Below are 14399 nucleotides of genomic sequence, written 5' to 3'. Positions count from 1 at the left end.
CTCAGCCGACTGCCGGCGCCAGCGTGCCCTGCCATTCGCGGCGGGCGGCCTGGGCACCGCTTTCGAAGTACTGCGTGTCCAGCGGCACGGGCCGCGCCAGGGCAAAGCCCTGTGCGTAGTCCACGCCCACGGCCTGCAGGGCCTGGGCGATCTCCCGGCTTTCCACATACTCGGCCACCGTGCGCTTGCCCAGGATATGGCCTATGCGGTTGATCATCTCCACCATGGCGTGGTTGCTGGGGTCCTGCAGCATGTCGCGCACGAAGCCGCCGTCGATCTTCAGATAGTCCACGGGCAACTGCTTCAGATAGGTCAGCGAGGACATGCCCACGCCGAAGTCGTCCAGCGCAAAACGGCAGCCCAGCGTGCGCAGGGCCTGGATCAGCCGGGTGGCGCTGGACAGACTGGCGATGGCGCTGGTCTCGGTGATCTCGAAGCACAGCAGTTGCGGCGCGATGCCGTGCGTGCTCAGCTGCGCCTGCACAAAGTCCAGCAGCCCGTCGTCGTCGAGGCTGGGGCCTGACAGATTGATGGCGCAGGTGTCGATATGGCGCAGCGCGGCCGGATGCTCGGCCAGCGTGGCCAGCGTTCTGGCGATCACCCAGCGGTCGACGGTTGGCATGATGCCGTAGCGCTCTGCCGCGGGTATGAACGCGGCTGGCGAGATGATCTGGCCCTGCTCGTCGCGCAACCGCAGCAGCACCTCGAAATGCAGGCCGCGCTGGCCATCGGGCTGCAGCGGTGCAATGCTTTGTGCATACAGGCAAAAGCGCTCCTGCTCCAGCGCCGTGCGTATGCGCGTGACCCATTCCATCTCGCTGACGTGGCGGGTGTATTCGCCGTCGTCGCTGCGGTAGACATAGATGCGGTTGCGGCCGCGCTCCTTGGCGCGGTAGCAGGCCATGTCGGCCATGCGCAGCAGGTCCTGGGCCGACTGGACCTCGCCGCCGATGTGGACCAGTCCAATGCTCAGTCCTGTGCGCAGCACCTGCTTGCCCCAGTGCACGTGCAGGGCTTCGGCAGCCTGGCGCAGCTTTTCGGCAATGCGCAGCGCGGGCTCGGGCGGACAGTTCTCCAGAAGAACGCCGAATTCGTCGCCGCCCAGGCGGGCCAGGGTGTCTGTCTCGCGCAGGTTGTGCAGCAGCAGACGGCTGACCTCGCACAGCATTTCATCGCCCGCCGGATGGCCGCAGGTCTCGTTGATGAGCTTGAACTGGTCCAGATCCATGTACAGCAGGGCTGCGGGCCGCAGCCTGTGCTGGCCCTGGTTGAGCAGGCGCTGCAGGCGGCGCTCGAATTCCACGCGGTTCTCCAGCCCGGTCAGGCCGTCATGGCTGGCATGCCAGGAAAGCTGGTCCAGATACTGCTGCTCACGCGAGACATCCCTGAGCACGATCACCGCACCTGCCGGGCGCTCCCCGCCGCCGCTGATGGCCGAGCCCATGAGCTTGACCGGCACGATGCTGCGGTCATGGCGCCGCAGCCACCGCGTGTGCTCTTCGCGCAATTGCCGACCCGACAGCAGATGGGTCAGCAGGCTTTCCGCCGTCTGGGTGGTGTCGATGCTGTTGAAATGCAGGCCCTTGGCCAGGTGCCGTCCCTTGAGCTGCTGCTCGCTGCTGCCCAGCAGGCCCAGCGCGGCAGGGTTGGCATAGTCCACCACGCCCTGGGCGTCCGTGGTGATCACGGCATCGCCCAGCGATGCCAGCGTGGTCTGGGCCCTTTCCTTTTCGGTCAGCAGGTCGTTTTGCACCTGCTGGCGCTGCTGCAGCATGCGCCGCGTATGCCAGAGTGCCACCAGGATCAGCGCCACGCCCAGCATCAGGTGAATGCACTGCAGCCACACCACCATCTGCCGGGAGCTGCGGCCCAGCGAGGCGCTGAACTGCTGGGTGGCGGGTGTGACGCCGGCGTTGATCTGCTCGATCTCGCGCTTCCAGGTGATGACGTCCTCGGCGCTCACGCTTCCCACGGTGTGGCGCTGCTCTATCTCCTGCGCCAGCCGGTCGAGCTGCTGCAGGTACTGGTCGCCCTGCTTCCAGTAACGATAGGGCTCCTCCAGCAGTTCGACATGGCGAAAAGTCTGCATCAGCCAGATCAGCGCGTCGGCATCGTCCGGGTGGTTGCCTCCCAGCAGAATGCCGGCGCGCGCGTCCTTGACCCTGGCCGGCACATCGTCCAGCGCCATACGGGCCTGCCAGTCGCCTGCAGGAACGATCATGGCCTGCTCGAAGCGCGCCAGGTCGCGCGCCGAGCCGCTGTCCACATAGCGGCTCAGGGCGTAGATGGCATCCTTCTGTGCCTTGGACCACAGGCTTTCTCCGGCCACGAAGGCGCGCACCGCAGACACAAGGTAGAGGCTGCCGCTGGCCATGACCACCAGCACCACGACCACCAGCACCAGGGGCCAGATGCGCTGCACCAGCTGCAGTACCGGCACATGGGCTGGGGGCTGGCTTTGCATAGGCGGTGGACGGAAGGGGGACCCGGCGGCGGCCTCAGGCGCTGGCGCCGATGCGCTGCAGGCCAGGCGCTGAGTGGCTAGGTGGCTGACGCATCCCGGATAGCGGGGCGGTCGATGGATGTTCTCGAACCATGGGGCTGCCTCCAGATGAGCCGATTATGGGTGTTTCCAGATGTGTTCGGGTTGTCTGGTTGTATGCGCAACTCTGATTTAAGAGGAGCAGGCTATCGCGGTAAAGAGGGTCGTCGGCAGCAGCATGTTCATACTCGGCGGGCAGCCGCGACCCAGGCGGCTTGTAGGCCGTGCGCAGATGCTGCCTTTCGGCATTCGCCTACAAGCGGCGCGAGGCCGCTGGCTGAGCGGCGAGCGGATGCAGGGGCAGGTCGTGGCGCTCGGCCAGGTCTGCCAGTTCGGCGCAGGACAGGGCAGCCAGGAAGGCTTCCAGGGCCGCATGCGTGGCCGGGTTGCGCATGCAGGCGATGCTGCCATCGCCCGGCACCGATGCTGCTGCGCACAGGCGTGCCGCGAAATGCGGCTCCAGTGCCGCCACGGCCACCGAACCGTCGGCGCAGGCATAGACGCGATAGCCTGCGTGCGCGCCGCCCACATCCCCGTCGGGCCGGGTCAGGCCCCAGTGCCAGGGCAGGGCCAGCCATTGCGCTGCCTGTGCCAGTCCTGTTTCCTGGAGGTTGCCGTGGCCGCTGCGCTGGCGCAGCAGCCAGGCCTTGAGCACGGCCTCGCTGGCCATCAGCGCGCCAGCCATGTCGGCAAACAGGCTGGGGGGCATGGCGCCGCCCTGCACCAGGCCGGCCTCCGCCTGATAGGTCAGGTCGTGGCCGGGCACATCGGCCAGCGCACCCGCACTGCCGACGATGCGCACCAGCGACAGCTGCGGATGGCGTTGCTGCAATGAAGCCCAGTCCAGCCCCAGCTTGGCCAGCGCGGCGGGGCGGAACGAGGTCAGCAGGATATCGGCGCTGTCCAGCGCCTTGTGCAGCGCGGCCTGTCCGTCCTCGGTCTTGAGCTGTGCCTGCCAGACCGCGATGCCCTGGTGCATGTCGGAATAGGCCTGCGGGCTGTAGAGCGCCATCGGGTCCGCGCCGGCAGGCCCTGGCTGCGCAGAGGGCGGCTCCAGCTTGCTGCACTGCGCGCCCATGGCCGCGCAGCGCATCAGGGCGGCGGGACCCGGCAGGTTCAGTGCCAGGCTCAGAATGCGTACGCCGGACAGGGGCAGCCCGTCTGCAGGCGAGGAGGTGAAGGGAGTGAGGCAGGCGTGATCTGGCATGGGAATGGAGCGTCTCGTTCTTCATTCGATGTTTCGGCTGCCCGCATGATCGCACCGGTACCCGCGCAGACCTGGCGCATACCGGACTGCCAGGATGCAAAAACCGCCCGCACAAAGAAAATGCCGCCAGGGCAGGGAGCGCTGGCGGCATGCCTTGTCACCCAGCGCAGGGCCAGGTGGCTGGGGTGGCGGTCAGACCACCTTGGCGATCGACTGGCAGACGTAGTCGATATTCTTACTGTTGAGCGCGGCCACGCACATGCGGCCCGTGTCCGTGCCGTAGACGCCGAACTCGGTGCGCAGGCGCACCATCTGGTCCTTGCTCAGGCCGGAGTAGCTGAACATGCCGATCTGCGTGGTGATGAAGCTCATGTCCTGCTGGACGCCGGCAGCCTTCAGGCCATCCACCAGCTTCTGGCGCATGGCCTTGATGCGCACGCGCATCTCGCCCAGTTCCTTTTCCCACAGTGCGCGCAGCTCGGGGTTGTTCAGCACGGCCGCCACCACGGCGCCACCATGGGTGGGTGGGTTGGAATAGTTGGTGCGGATCACGATCTTGAGCTGGCTCAGCACGCGGGCCGCCTCTTCCTTGTCGTTGGCGACCACCGACAGTGCGCCCACGCGCTCGCCGTACAGGCTGAAGCTCTTGGAGAACGAGGTCGAGACGAAGATGTTCAGGCCGGCGGCCACGAACTTGCCGATCACGGCGCCGTCTTCGGCAATGCCGTGGCCAAAGCCCTGGTAGGCCATGTCAAGGAAGGCCACCAGGCCCTTGGCCTTGACGGCGGCAATCACTTGGTCCCACTGCTCGGCCGTGATGTCGTAGCCGGTCGGGTTATGGCAGCAGGCGTGCAGCACCACGATGGTGCCAGGGGCCGCTGCGTTCAGGTCGGCCAGCATGCCTTCGAAGTTCACCTTGCGGTTGACGGCGTCGTAGTAGGCATAGGTGCCCACCTCGAAACCGGCGTTCGTGAAGATGGCCTTGTGGTTTTCCCAGCTCGGGTCGGAGATCAGCACCTTGGCAGCGGGGCTGATCTTCTTGAGGAAGTCGGCGCCGATCTTCAGGCCGCCGGTGCCGCCGATGGCCTGCACCGTGGACACGCGGCCGGACTTGACGACGTCGGACTCGGCGCCGAACACCAGGCCCTTGACTGCGGCATCATAGGCAGCGATGCCGTCGATGGGCAGGTAGCCGCGGGCCGTGGGCTTGTCCATCATCGCCTTCTCGGCGGCCTGCACGCACTCGAGCAGGGGCAACTTGCCGTTGTCGTCGAAGTACACGCCCACGCCCAGATTCACCTTGCTGGGGTTGGTGTCGGCAGCGAACTGCTCGTTCAGACCCAGGATGGGGTCGCGGGGGGCCATTTCGACGGCGGTAAACAGAGACATGAAGCGTCCTTGGGATGTCTTGGGAGGTGGAAAAAACGCGGCTAGCCCCAAGCTGCGGTAGGCTTTCGGGTTAACCCATGAATTCTAGCGATCTCGCCGGCCGATACCCACTTTTGCGAACCCACGTCATGCACGAAGTCTCTGATTCCTCTCCAGCACCTGCGGCCTCGGGCCAGTTCGTGCATTTCGCGGACTCCCCCTTCGAGCTGTTCCAGCCCTATCCACCGGCTGGCGACCAGCCCGCCGCCATTGAGAAGCTGGTCGAGGGCATCCAGGACGGTGAATCCTTTCAGACCCTGCTGGGCGTGACGGGCTCGGGCAAGACCTTCACCATGGCCAACGTGATCGCCCGCCTGGGTCGTCCGGCCATCGTCTTCGCACCCAACAAGACACTGGCCGCACAGCTGTACAGCGAGTTCCGCGAGTTCTTTCCCAAGAACTCCGTCGAGTACTTCGTCAGCTACTACGACTACTACCAGCCCGAGGCCTACGTGCCCCAGCGCGACCTTTTCATCGAAAAGGACAGCGCCATCAACGAGCACATCGAGCAGATGCGGCTTTCGTGCACCAAAAGTCTCATGGAGCGGCGCGACGTGGTCATCGTGGCCACGGTCTCGGCCATCTACGGCATCGGCGAACCCGAAAGCTACCACCGCATGATCATGACGCTGCGTACCGGCGACCGCATCAACCAGCGCGACGTCATCGCGCAGTTGATCCGCATGCAGTACCAGCGCAACGACCAGGACTTCAGCCGCGGCAAGTTCCGCGTGCGCGGCGACACCATCGATGTCTTCCCCGCCGAGCATTCCGAGCTGGCCATCCGCATCGAACTCTTCGACGACGAGGTTGAAAGCCTGCAACTGTTCGACCCGCTCACGGGCCGCGTGCGCCAGAGCATTCCGCGCTTCACTGTCTACCCCAGCAGCCACTACGTCACGCCGCGCGACAAGGTGCTGGCCGCCGTGGAAACCATCAAGCTGGAACTGGCCGAGCGGCTCAAGCAACTGGTGGGTGACGGCAAGCTGGTCGAGGCCCAGCGCCTGGAGCAGCGCACGCGCTTCGACCTTGAAATGCTCACCGAGGTCGGCCACTGCAAGGGCATCGAGAACTACACGCGCCACCTCTCCGGCGCAGCCCCGGGCGAGCCCCCCAGCACATTGACCGACTACCTGCCCAACGACGCGCTCATGTTCCTGGACGAGAGCCACCAGATGATCGGTCAGCTCAACGCCATGTACAGCGGCGATCGCTCGCGCAAGACCACGCTCGTGGAGTACGGCTTTCGGCTGCCGTCGGCGCTGGACAACCGGCCGCTGAAATTCGAGGAATTCGAGCGGCGCATGCGCCAGGTCATCTTTGTCTCGGCCACGCCGGCAGACTACGAAAAAACCCACTCAGGTCAGATCGTGGACCAGGTTGTGCGCCCGACGGGGCTGATCGACCCCGAAATCGAAGTGCGCCCAGCCACCAATCAGGTGGATGACGTGCTGCAGGAAATCCGCCTGCGCGTCGAGCGCGGGGAGCGTGTTCTCATCACCACGCTCACCAAGCGCATGGCCGAGCAGCTCACCGACTACCTGAGCGAAAACGGGGTCAAGGTGCGCTATCTGCACTCCGACGTGGAGACTGTGGAGCGCGTGGAGATCATTCGTGACCTGCGTCTGGGCGTCTTCGACGTTCTCGTGGGCATCAACCTGCTGCGAGAGGGCTTGGACATCCCTGAAGTCTCGCTGGTCGCCATCCTCGATGCCGACAAGGAAGGCTTTCTTCGCGCCGAGCGAAGTCTCATCCAGACCATCGGCCGCGCAGCACGCAACCTGCACGGCAAGGCCATCCTCTACGCGGACAGGATCACGGAGTCGATGAAGAAGGCCATCGGCGAGACCGAGCGCCGCCGCGCCAGGCAAATGGCGTTCAACGAGGAAAACGGCATTGAGCCCAAGCAGATTGTCAAGCGGGTGAAAGACCTGATTGATGGTGTCTACAGCGAAAAAAGCGGCAAGGAAGCGGAACGTCTGGAGGCCAATCAGCTCGAAAGAGCGCGTGTCGAGGACATGTCCGAAAAAGATGTGGCCAAGGAAATCAAGCGTCTGGAGAAGCAGATGCTCGAACATGCGCGCAGCCTGGAGTTCGAGCAGGCGGCGCGGGTGCGCGATCAGCTGGCACTGCTCAAGGAGCAACTGTTCGGAGGCTCTTCCGCGCAGGTTTCCTGAGGCGGTGCCTTGTCTGAAGCCTGTTGGCTCTTGTTACCCGACAAAATTGATGGGGAATGTGGTACACTCAGGGTCAACACTCAACAACAACAAAAACTTCGATGAAAAGAAGGGCTCTGAACCTTTTGAACAGGACGGAGTAAGGGCGGAGACTGTGCCCAACTCCAGTCAAATCGCTGGAGCGGGTGTTTCTGTAACGTACAAGCCTGACTGAAGGAGCTCGTAATGCGTCTCACCACCAAAGGCCGTTTTGCGGTCACTGCCATGATCGATCTGGCCCTGCGCCAGAACAATGGCCCTGTTACGCTGGCTGCCATCAGCCAGCGACAGCAGATTTCCCTGTCGTATCTCGAACAGCTGTTCGGCAAGCTGCGCCGCCATGAACTCGTCGAGTCCACCCGTGGACCCGGTGGCGGCTACACGCTGGCCCGCAAGGCTGGCGACATCACCGTGGCCGACATCATCGTCTCCGTGGACGAGCCCATTGACGCCACCCAATGCGGCGGCAAGGAAAATTGTCTGGGCGAAGCAGGCCGCTGCATGACGCATGAACTGTGGGCGGCATTGAATCAGCGCATGGTCGAGTTCCTCGATTCCGTGACGCTGCAAAAGCTCGTCGACGAACAATTGGCCAAGGGCATCCAGATCGAGGACAAGCCCGTAGTGCGTCGTGCAATTTCCACGGCTCCCGTGGTCAAGCCCATCCGCGTGAATGCACCGAACTCGGTATTCGCGCTGGGCAACGCCTTCGCCAAGTCCTGATCGACTTTTGACACCCTGAGGGCAGGGCGCCGCTGCGCATGGCTGTGTGGCGCGGTGCTGCCCGCCCGGATGGATTCACCGGAGTTCATCGCCTTCCCGATTTTTGCCAGCCGGAACTTTGATAAGAGCCAGTCATGGACATGACCCCGCATTTCCCCATCTATCTCGACTATGGCGCGACCACTCCCGTGGACCCTCGCGTGGTGGACGCCATGATTCCATGGTTGCGTGAGCACTTCGGCAACGCTGCATCGCGCAGCCATGCCTGGGGTTGGGAGGCCGAAGAGGCCATCGAGAAGGCCCGCGGCCAGGTGGCGGATCTGATTGGCGCGGATCCCCGTGAAATTGTGTGGACCAGTGGCGCGACCGAGTCCATCAATCTTGCCATCAAGGGTGCGGCGCACTTCTATCAAGGCAAGGGCAAGCATCTGATCACGCTCAAGACCGAGCACAAGGCCGTGCTCGACACCATGCGTGAACTCGAGCGCCAGGGGTTTGAAGTGACCTATATGGACGTGCAGCCTGATGGTCTGCTCGACATTGAGGCCTTCAAGGCCGCGCTGCGTCCCGATACCATCTTGGTGAGCGTGCTCTTCGTGAACAACGAAATCGGCGTCATCCAGGACATTCCCACGATTGGCGCGCTGTGCCGCGAGAAGGGCATCCTGTTCCATGTGGATGCCGCGCAGGCAACGGGCCGCGTGGAGATCGACATGTCCAAGCTGCCGGTGGACCTGATGAGCATGACCGCGCACAAGACCTATGGCCCCAAGGGCGTGGGTGCCCTGTATGTGCGCCGCAAGCCACGTGTGCGTCTGGAAGCTCAGATCCACGGTGGCGGCCATGAGCGCGGCATGCGCTCGGGCACGCTGCCTACGCACCAGATTGTCGGCATGGGCGAGGCCTTCCGCATCGCCAAGGAAGAGATGGTCGAGAGCAATGCCAAGGCCTATGCGCTGCAGCAGCGCCTGCTCAACGGTTTGAAGGATCTGGAACAGGTCTTCATCAACGGCAGCATGGAGCACCGTGTGCCTCAGAACCTGAACATGAGCTTCAACTTCGTCGAAGGCGAGTCGCTCATCATGGGCATCAAGGGGCTGGCAGTGTCGTCGGGCTCCGCTTGCACTTCGGCCAGCCTGGAGCCCAGCTATGTGCTGCGTGCCCTTGGCCGCAGTGACGAGCTGGCGCACAGCAGCCTGCGCATGACCATCGGCCGTTTCACGACCGAGGAAGAAATCGACTACGCGATCAGCACCATCCGCACCAATGTGGTCAAGCTGCGCGAACTCAGCCCGCTGTGGGAGATGTACAAGGACGGCATCGACCTCAGCACCATCCAGTGGGCGGCGCACTGAGCGTCGGCCGGCACGCGAATCAAGTATTGAAGAGGTAGACATCATGGCTTATTCCGACAAAGTGGTAGACCACTACGAAAACCCCCGCAACGTGGGTTCGTTCGACAAGAGCGACGAATCGGTGGGCACCGGCATGGTCGGCGCGCCTGCCTGTGGCGACGTGATGAAGCTGCAGATCAAGGTCAACCCCGAAACCGGCGTCATTGAAGATGCCCGTTTCAAGACCTATGGCTGTGGTTCGGCAATCGCCTCGTCTTCGCTGGTGACCGAGTGGGTCAAGGGAAAGACGCTGGATGAAGCGGCTGCGCTGAAGAACAGCCAGATCGCCGAAGAACTGGCCCTGCCTCCCGTCAAGGTGCACTGCTCCATCCTGGCCGAAGACGCCATCAAGGCCGCAGTGGACGACTACCGTGCCAAGCGCACTGCGGTGGTGGCCGCCTGATATGGCGATCTCGCTGACCGAGTCCGCGGCCCGCCATGTGAGCCGCTACCTGTCGCGCCGCGGCAAGGGCATCGGCGTGCGCCTTGGGGTCAAGACCACGGGCTGCTCCGGCCTGGCCTACAAGCTGGAGTATGTGGACGAACAGTTGCCCGAGGATGTGATCTTCGAGGACCACGGCATCAAGGTGCTGGTCGACCCCAAGAGCCTGGCCTATATCGATGGCACGGAACTGGACTTCGTGCGTGAAGGCTTGAACGAAGGCTTCAAGTTCCACAACCCCAACGAGCGCGATCGCTGCGGCTGCGGCGAGAGCTTTCGCATCTGACCGGCATTTGCCGGGGGGGCCAGGCTCTGGTGGCCTGGCGGCATGCCCGGCAGGCCCTGACTTTTCTACTCCCTCAAGAGGCCGCCATCGCTTCGGTGCTGGCGGCTTTTTATCGACATGAACCTGCAATCGGACGATTTCGAGCTGTTTGCGCTGCCGCGCCAATTTGCGCAGGAGCGCAGCACCATTGACGCGCGCTGGAAGGAGTTGCAGCGCGAGGCCCATCCTGACCGCTTTGCCTCGCAGGGCGCAGCTGCGCAGCGTGTGGCCATGCAATGGTCGGTACGCATCAACGAGGCCTATCAACGGCTGAAAGAGCCGCTCAGGCGAGCAGCCTATCTTTGCGAATTGCTGGGTGCACCCGTGCGTGCCGAGGACAACACCTCCATGCCCACCGCCTTTTTGATGCAGCAGATGGAATGGCGCGAGGCGCTGGACGATGCGCAGGACGAGGCCGCCTTGGATGCGCTGGACGGCGAAGTGTCGCAGGCCAGAAAGAGCATGCTGGCCGAATGCGGCCGCCAGCTCGATGAACTGCACGATGCCCAGGCGGCCGTGCAGCAGGTCAGAGCCCTCATGTTTGTTGCGCGATTTGCGCAGGACATAGAGCGTCGCCGCGATCAACTGGGACAATAGTCCGCGACCCGAACCTCCCACGAGAGTCCCTCATTCACAAGGCAGGCCGGCCGGCCCGGACCTGCAATTTCCCCGAGTATTTCCATGGCGCTTTTGCAGATTTCCGAACCCGGTCAGTCCCCCGATCCCCACCAGCGACGCATTGCCGTGGGTATCGACCTGGGCACCACCCATTCGCTGGTCGCCGCAGTCCGCAATGGCGTGGCCGAATGCCTGCCGGATGATCAGGGCCAGGTACTGCTGCCTTCCGTCGTGCGCTATCTGCCCCAGGGACGCCGCGAGATCGGCTACGCCGCGCAGGCGGCGCTGTCCACCGATGCGGGCAACACCATCGCCTCGGCCAAGCGCTTCATGGGCCGTACGCTGGCGGACATCGACGCGCCGGAGAAGCTGCCTTACCGCTTTGCTGAGCAAGAAGCCGGTCGTGGCGTGATCGGGATCGAGACCATCGATGGCACGAAGACCCCCGTGGAAGTCAGCGCCGAGATCCTGGCCACGCTGCGCTTTCGCGCCGAGGACACCTTCAACGACGACATCCATGGCGCGGTCATCACCGTGCCAGCCTACTTTGACGACGCGCAGCGCCAGGCCACCAAGGATGCGGCCAAGCTCGCCGGCATCAACCTGCTGCGCCTGATCAACGAGCCCACGGCTGCCGCCATTGCCTATGGCCTGGACAACGGCTCCGAAGGTGTTTACGCCGTCTACGATCTGGGTGGCGGCACTTTCGATATTTCGGTCCTGCGCCTGTCCCAGGGTGTGTTCGAGGTCGTCTCCACGGGGGGGGACTCGGCCTTGGGTGGCGATGACTACGATGCGGCACTGGCTGAGTGGGTGGCCCAGCAGACCGGCGTGGTTCCGCAGACCGCCGAGGACAAGGCCCGCTGGCGCATGGCGGCACGCCTTTGCAAGCAGGCATTGACGGATGCTCAGGCCGCCACGTTCACGGCAGAGCTGTCCACCGGCACTGTGCATTTCGATGTCAAGCGTGGCGACTTCGATGCGAGCACGGCCCATCTGACGGCGCGCTCGCTGGCGGCGGTGCGCCGCGCACTCAAGGACGCTGGCCTGACGCGCGACGAGGTGCAGGGCGTGGTCCTGGTCGGTGGTTCCACCCGCATGCCCCAGGTGCGCGAGGCAGTGGCCCAGTTCTTTGGCCGCGATCCTCTCGTCAACCTCAATCCCGATGAAGTCGTGGCGTTGGGCGCTGCCATTCAGGCCAATCAACTCGCGGGCAACAGTTCCAGCGGCGACATGCTGCTGCTGGATGTGATTCCCCTGTCGCTGGGTGTGGAGACCATGGGCGGTCTGGTGGAGCGCATCATCACGCGCAACGAGACCATTCCCACGGCCCGCGCCCAGGACTTCACCACCTACAAGGATGGGCAGACGGCCCTGGCCATTCATGTGGTGCAGGGTGAGCGCGATCTTGTGGCGGACTGCCGCAGCCTGGCGCGTTTCGAACTGCGCGGCATCCCGCCCATGGCAGCCGGCGCGGCGCGCATCCGCGTGACCTTCACCGTGGATGCCGACGGCCTGCTGTCGGTGGGTGCCAAGGAGCAGATCAGCGGCGTCGAGGCGCATATCCATGTCAAACCCTCGTACGGCCTCTCGGACGACGAGGTCGCCCGCATGCTGCAGGACGGCTTTGCCACGGCCCAGCAGGACATTCAGGCGCGCGCGCTGGTGGAGGCGCGTGTCGATGCCGACCGCATGCTCATGGCCACGGAGAGCGCGCTGCAGGCCGATGGCGATGTGCTGGCTGCAGACCAGCGCGCAGCCATCGACGCTCTGGTCGACGCCCTGCGCGCCAGCGTGGGCTCCGAGGATGCCGCCGTCATCGAGGCCGCAACACAGGCGCTGGCCAAGGGCACGGAGTCCTTTGCCGCCGAGCGCATGAACCGCAGCATCCAGCAGGCCCTGGCCGGCAAGAGCGTGCAATCCCTTTCCTGATTTCTGATCCGAACGCAGATCCGCCATGCCCGTTATCAAAATACTTCCCCACGCCGAATACTGTCCTCAGGGTGCCGAAATCGAGGCGCCTGCCGGCACCTCCATCTGCGAGGCACTGCTGGACAACAACATCAAGATCGAGCACGCCTGCGACATGAGCTGTGCATGCACCACCTGCCACGTGGTGGTCAAGGCCGGCTACAACTCGTTGAACGAGGCCGAGGAAGAGGAAGAAGACCTGCTGGACCGCGCATGGGGCCTGCAGCCGCAGTCCCGCCTGTCCTGCCAGGCCATCCTGGCGCGCGAGGACGTGACCATCGAGATTCCCAAGTACTCGCTCAACCACGCCAAGGAAAACCACTGAGGACCCAGCACATGTCGCGTCAAATCATTCTCGACACGGAAACCACGGGCCTGTCCGCCGACAACGGCGACCGGCTCATCGAGCTGGGGTGCGTGGAGATGGTCAACCGCAAGCTGACCGGCAACAACCTGCATCTGTACTTCAATGCGGGGCGCGACAGCCATCCGGACGCGCTGCGCGTGCACGGCATCACCACCGAGTTCCTCAAGGACAAGCCTCGCTTCGAGCAAAAGGTCGATGAGATCTGGGAGTATCTGCAAGGCGCTGAACTCATCATTCACAACGCGCCTTTCGATCTGGGATTCCTGAACAAGGAGCTGGAGCTTGCCAACCGCCCGCCGATCAGGCAGTGCGTGAGCGGCGTCATCGACACCCTGGTCATGGCCAAGGAAATGTTCCCAGGCAAGCGCAACTCGCTGGACTCGCTGTGCGACCGTCTGGAAGTGGACAACTCCGGGCGCACGCTGCACGGCGCCTTGCTGGATGCGGAACTGCTGGCCGATGTCTACATCAACCTCACGCGAGGCCAGGAGGCCCTGCTGATGGTGGAGGAGCCGGCCCAGTCCGAGGGCGGCCTGGTGGTCGCGCAGGTCGATCTGCGCAGCTTCAGGCTGCGCGTGGTGAGCGCCAATGATCAGGAGCTGGCCGCGCACGAGGACGTGATGGTGCAAATGGATAAATCGAGCGGCGGCAAGACAATTTGGCGCAGCTTCGAAAATCAGTCCTAGAAGTTATGACATAATCTAAGTCTTGTCGCGGTAACGACATATGGGTGATTAGCTCAGCGGTAGAGCACTGCCTTCACACGGCAGGGGTCACATGTTCGATCCATGTATCACCCACCATTTTTTCCAGGGAAGCGGGCCTCACAGCCGGCTTCATGGGTGATTAGCTCAGCGGTAGAGCACTGCCTTCACACGGCAGGGGTCACATGTTCGATCCATGTATCACCCACCAGTTTTTTCCAAGGAAGCATGGCCTCGCAGCCATGCTTCACGGGTGATTAGCTCAGCGGTAGAGCACTGCCTTCACACGGCAGGGGTCACATGTTCGATCCATGTATCACCCACCAATTTTTTCCAAGGAAGCACGGCCTCGCAGCCGTGCTTCACGGGTGATTAGCTCAGCGGTAGAGCACTGCCTTCACACGGCAGGGGTCACATGTTCGATCCATGTATCACCCACCATTCAAGCCCTCCTGAAACTTG

At 63.7% G+C, this 14399-nt stretch carries 12 protein-coding genes and 4 tRNA genes; 13 read left to right on the top strand and 3 right to left on the bottom strand.

Going from position 1 to position 14399, the window contains the following annotated elements:
- Window position 1: 1 nt before the first annotated feature.
- The 3 genes from ACF8O7_RS23010 to ACF8O7_RS23000 all read right to left on the bottom strand — a co-directional run bounded on the left by ACF8O7_RS23010 (window position 2) and on the right by ACF8O7_RS23000 (window position 5138).
- On the bottom strand, window positions 2–2464 hold the full coding sequence (locus tag ACF8O7_RS23010) for an EAL domain-containing protein (protein ID WP_043790148.1): 2463 nt from the start codon (window positions 2462–2464) through the stop codon (window positions 2–4).
- A gap of 331 nt (window positions 2465–2795) precedes the next feature.
- Complete coding sequence (locus ACF8O7_RS23005) at window positions 2796–3749, bottom strand: CoA transferase (RefSeq protein WP_017403937.1); 954 nt, start codon at window positions 3747–3749, stop codon at window positions 2796–2798.
- A 192-nt stretch (window positions 3750–3941) separates the two neighbouring features.
- Entirely contained in the window at window positions 3942–5138 is a 1197-nt protein-coding gene (locus ACF8O7_RS23000; protein ID WP_016447126.1) for an amino acid aminotransferase, read from the bottom strand.
- A 128-nt stretch (window positions 5139–5266) separates the two neighbouring features.
- On the opposite strand from ACF8O7_RS23000, the gene uvrB reads away from it, so the two are divergent.
- The 13 genes from uvrB (at window position 5267) to ACF8O7_RS22935 (ending at window position 14378) form a co-directional block, all read left to right on the top strand.
- Window positions 5267–7354: an excinuclease ABC subunit UvrB gene (gene uvrB, locus ACF8O7_RS22995; protein WP_017403939.1), complete on the top strand. Its 2088-nt coding sequence runs from the start codon at window positions 5267–5269 to the stop codon at window positions 7352–7354.
- Between the two features lie 225 nt (window positions 7355–7579).
- Entirely contained in the window at window positions 7580–8116 is a 537-nt protein-coding gene (iscR, locus tag ACF8O7_RS22990; protein WP_012205825.1) for a Fe-S cluster assembly transcriptional regulator IscR, read from the top strand.
- Between the two features lie 134 nt (window positions 8117–8250).
- Complete coding sequence (locus ACF8O7_RS22985) at window positions 8251–9471, top strand: IscS subfamily cysteine desulfurase (protein WP_016447124.1); 1221 nt, start codon at window positions 8251–8253, stop codon at window positions 9469–9471.
- 43 nt (window positions 9472–9514) lie between these two features.
- Window positions 9515–9913, top strand: a complete 399-nt coding sequence (iscU, locus tag ACF8O7_RS22980) for a Fe-S cluster assembly scaffold IscU (protein WP_016447123.1) — start codon at window positions 9515–9517, stop codon at window positions 9911–9913.
- A 1-nt stretch (window position 9914) separates the two neighbouring features.
- On the top strand, window positions 9915–10238 hold the full coding sequence (gene iscA, locus ACF8O7_RS22975; protein WP_016447122.1) for an iron-sulfur cluster assembly protein IscA: 324 nt from the start codon (window positions 9915–9917) through the stop codon (window positions 10236–10238).
- Window positions 10239–10355: 117 nt separating this feature from the next.
- Window positions 10356–10874 (top strand): Fe-S protein assembly co-chaperone HscB, encoded by a 519-nt coding sequence (hscB, locus tag ACF8O7_RS22970; protein ID WP_016447121.1) that lies wholly within the window; start codon window positions 10356–10358, stop codon window positions 10872–10874.
- An 84-nt stretch (window positions 10875–10958) separates the two neighbouring features.
- Window positions 10959–12827: a Fe-S protein assembly chaperone HscA gene (hscA, locus tag ACF8O7_RS22965; protein ID WP_016451691.1), complete on the top strand. Its 1869-nt coding sequence runs from the start codon at window positions 10959–10961 to the stop codon at window positions 12825–12827.
- 25 nt (window positions 12828–12852) lie between these two features.
- On the top strand, window positions 12853–13191 hold the full coding sequence (gene fdx, locus ACF8O7_RS22960; protein WP_013802212.1) for an ISC system 2Fe-2S type ferredoxin: 339 nt from the start codon (window positions 12853–12855) through the stop codon (window positions 13189–13191).
- Between the two features lie 11 nt (window positions 13192–13202).
- Window positions 13203–13919, top strand: coding sequence for a DNA polymerase III subunit epsilon (gene dnaQ / locus ACF8O7_RS22955; RefSeq protein ID WP_016447119.1), 717 nt, complete (start codon window positions 13203–13205; stop codon window positions 13917–13919).
- A gap of 42 nt (window positions 13920–13961) precedes the next feature.
- Window positions 13962–14036: transfer RNA gene (locus ACF8O7_RS22950), tRNA-Val, on the top strand.
- A 37-nt stretch (window positions 14037–14073) separates the two neighbouring features.
- Window positions 14074–14148, top strand: a tRNA-Val gene (locus ACF8O7_RS22945).
- 40 nt (window positions 14149–14188) lie between these two features.
- Window positions 14189–14263, top strand: a tRNA-Val gene (locus tag ACF8O7_RS22940).
- A gap of 40 nt (window positions 14264–14303) precedes the next feature.
- Window positions 14304–14378 (top strand) — tRNA-Val (locus tag ACF8O7_RS22935).
- Window positions 14379–14399 lie beyond the last annotated feature (21 nt).

Origin of the sequence: Delftia sp. WSY_16 (assembly GCF_043104415.1) — a bacterium.
GTDB classification, from domain to species: domain Bacteria; phylum Pseudomonadota; class Gammaproteobacteria; order Burkholderiales; family Burkholderiaceae_C; genus Comamonas; species Comamonas tsuruhatensis.
The sequence above is the reverse complement of the archived record's forward strand: the minus strand, read 5'-3'. Positions and strand labels throughout refer to the sequence as shown.

Excerpts from the sequence above, each read along its gene's own strand:
- ACF8O7_RS23010 (WP_043790148.1), bottom strand. The coding sequence starts at position 2,464 with ATGCAAAGCCAGCCCCCAGCCCATGTGCCGGTACTGCAGCTGGTGCAG.
- ACF8O7_RS23005 (WP_017403937.1), bottom strand. The coding sequence starts at position 3,749 with ATGCCAGATCACGCCTGCCTCACTCCCTTCACCTCCTCGCCTGCAGAC.
- ACF8O7_RS23000 (WP_016447126.1), bottom strand. The coding sequence starts at position 5,138 with ATGTCTCTGTTTACCGCCGTCGAAATGGCCCCCCGCGACCCCATCCTG.
- uvrB (WP_017403939.1), top strand. The coding sequence starts at position 5,267 with ATGCACGAAGTCTCTGATTCCTCTCCAGCACCTGCGGCCTCGGGCCAG.
- iscR (WP_012205825.1), top strand. The coding sequence starts at position 7,580 with ATGCGTCTCACCACCAAAGGCCGTTTTGCGGTCACTGCCATGATCGAT.
- ACF8O7_RS22985 (WP_016447124.1), top strand. The coding sequence starts at position 8,251 with ATGGACATGACCCCGCATTTCCCCATCTATCTCGACTATGGCGCGACC.
- iscU (WP_016447123.1), top strand. The coding sequence starts at position 9,515 with ATGGCTTATTCCGACAAAGTGGTAGACCACTACGAAAACCCCCGCAAC.
- iscA (WP_016447122.1), top strand. The coding sequence starts at position 9,915 with ATGGCGATCTCGCTGACCGAGTCCGCGGCCCGCCATGTGAGCCGCTAC.
- hscB (WP_016447121.1), top strand. The coding sequence starts at position 10,356 with ATGAACCTGCAATCGGACGATTTCGAGCTGTTTGCGCTGCCGCGCCAA.
- hscA (WP_016451691.1), top strand. The coding sequence starts at position 10,959 with ATGGCGCTTTTGCAGATTTCCGAACCCGGTCAGTCCCCCGATCCCCAC.
- fdx (WP_013802212.1), top strand. The coding sequence starts at position 12,853 with ATGCCCGTTATCAAAATACTTCCCCACGCCGAATACTGTCCTCAGGGT.
- dnaQ (WP_016447119.1), top strand. The coding sequence starts at position 13,203 with ATGTCGCGTCAAATCATTCTCGACACGGAAACCACGGGCCTGTCCGCC.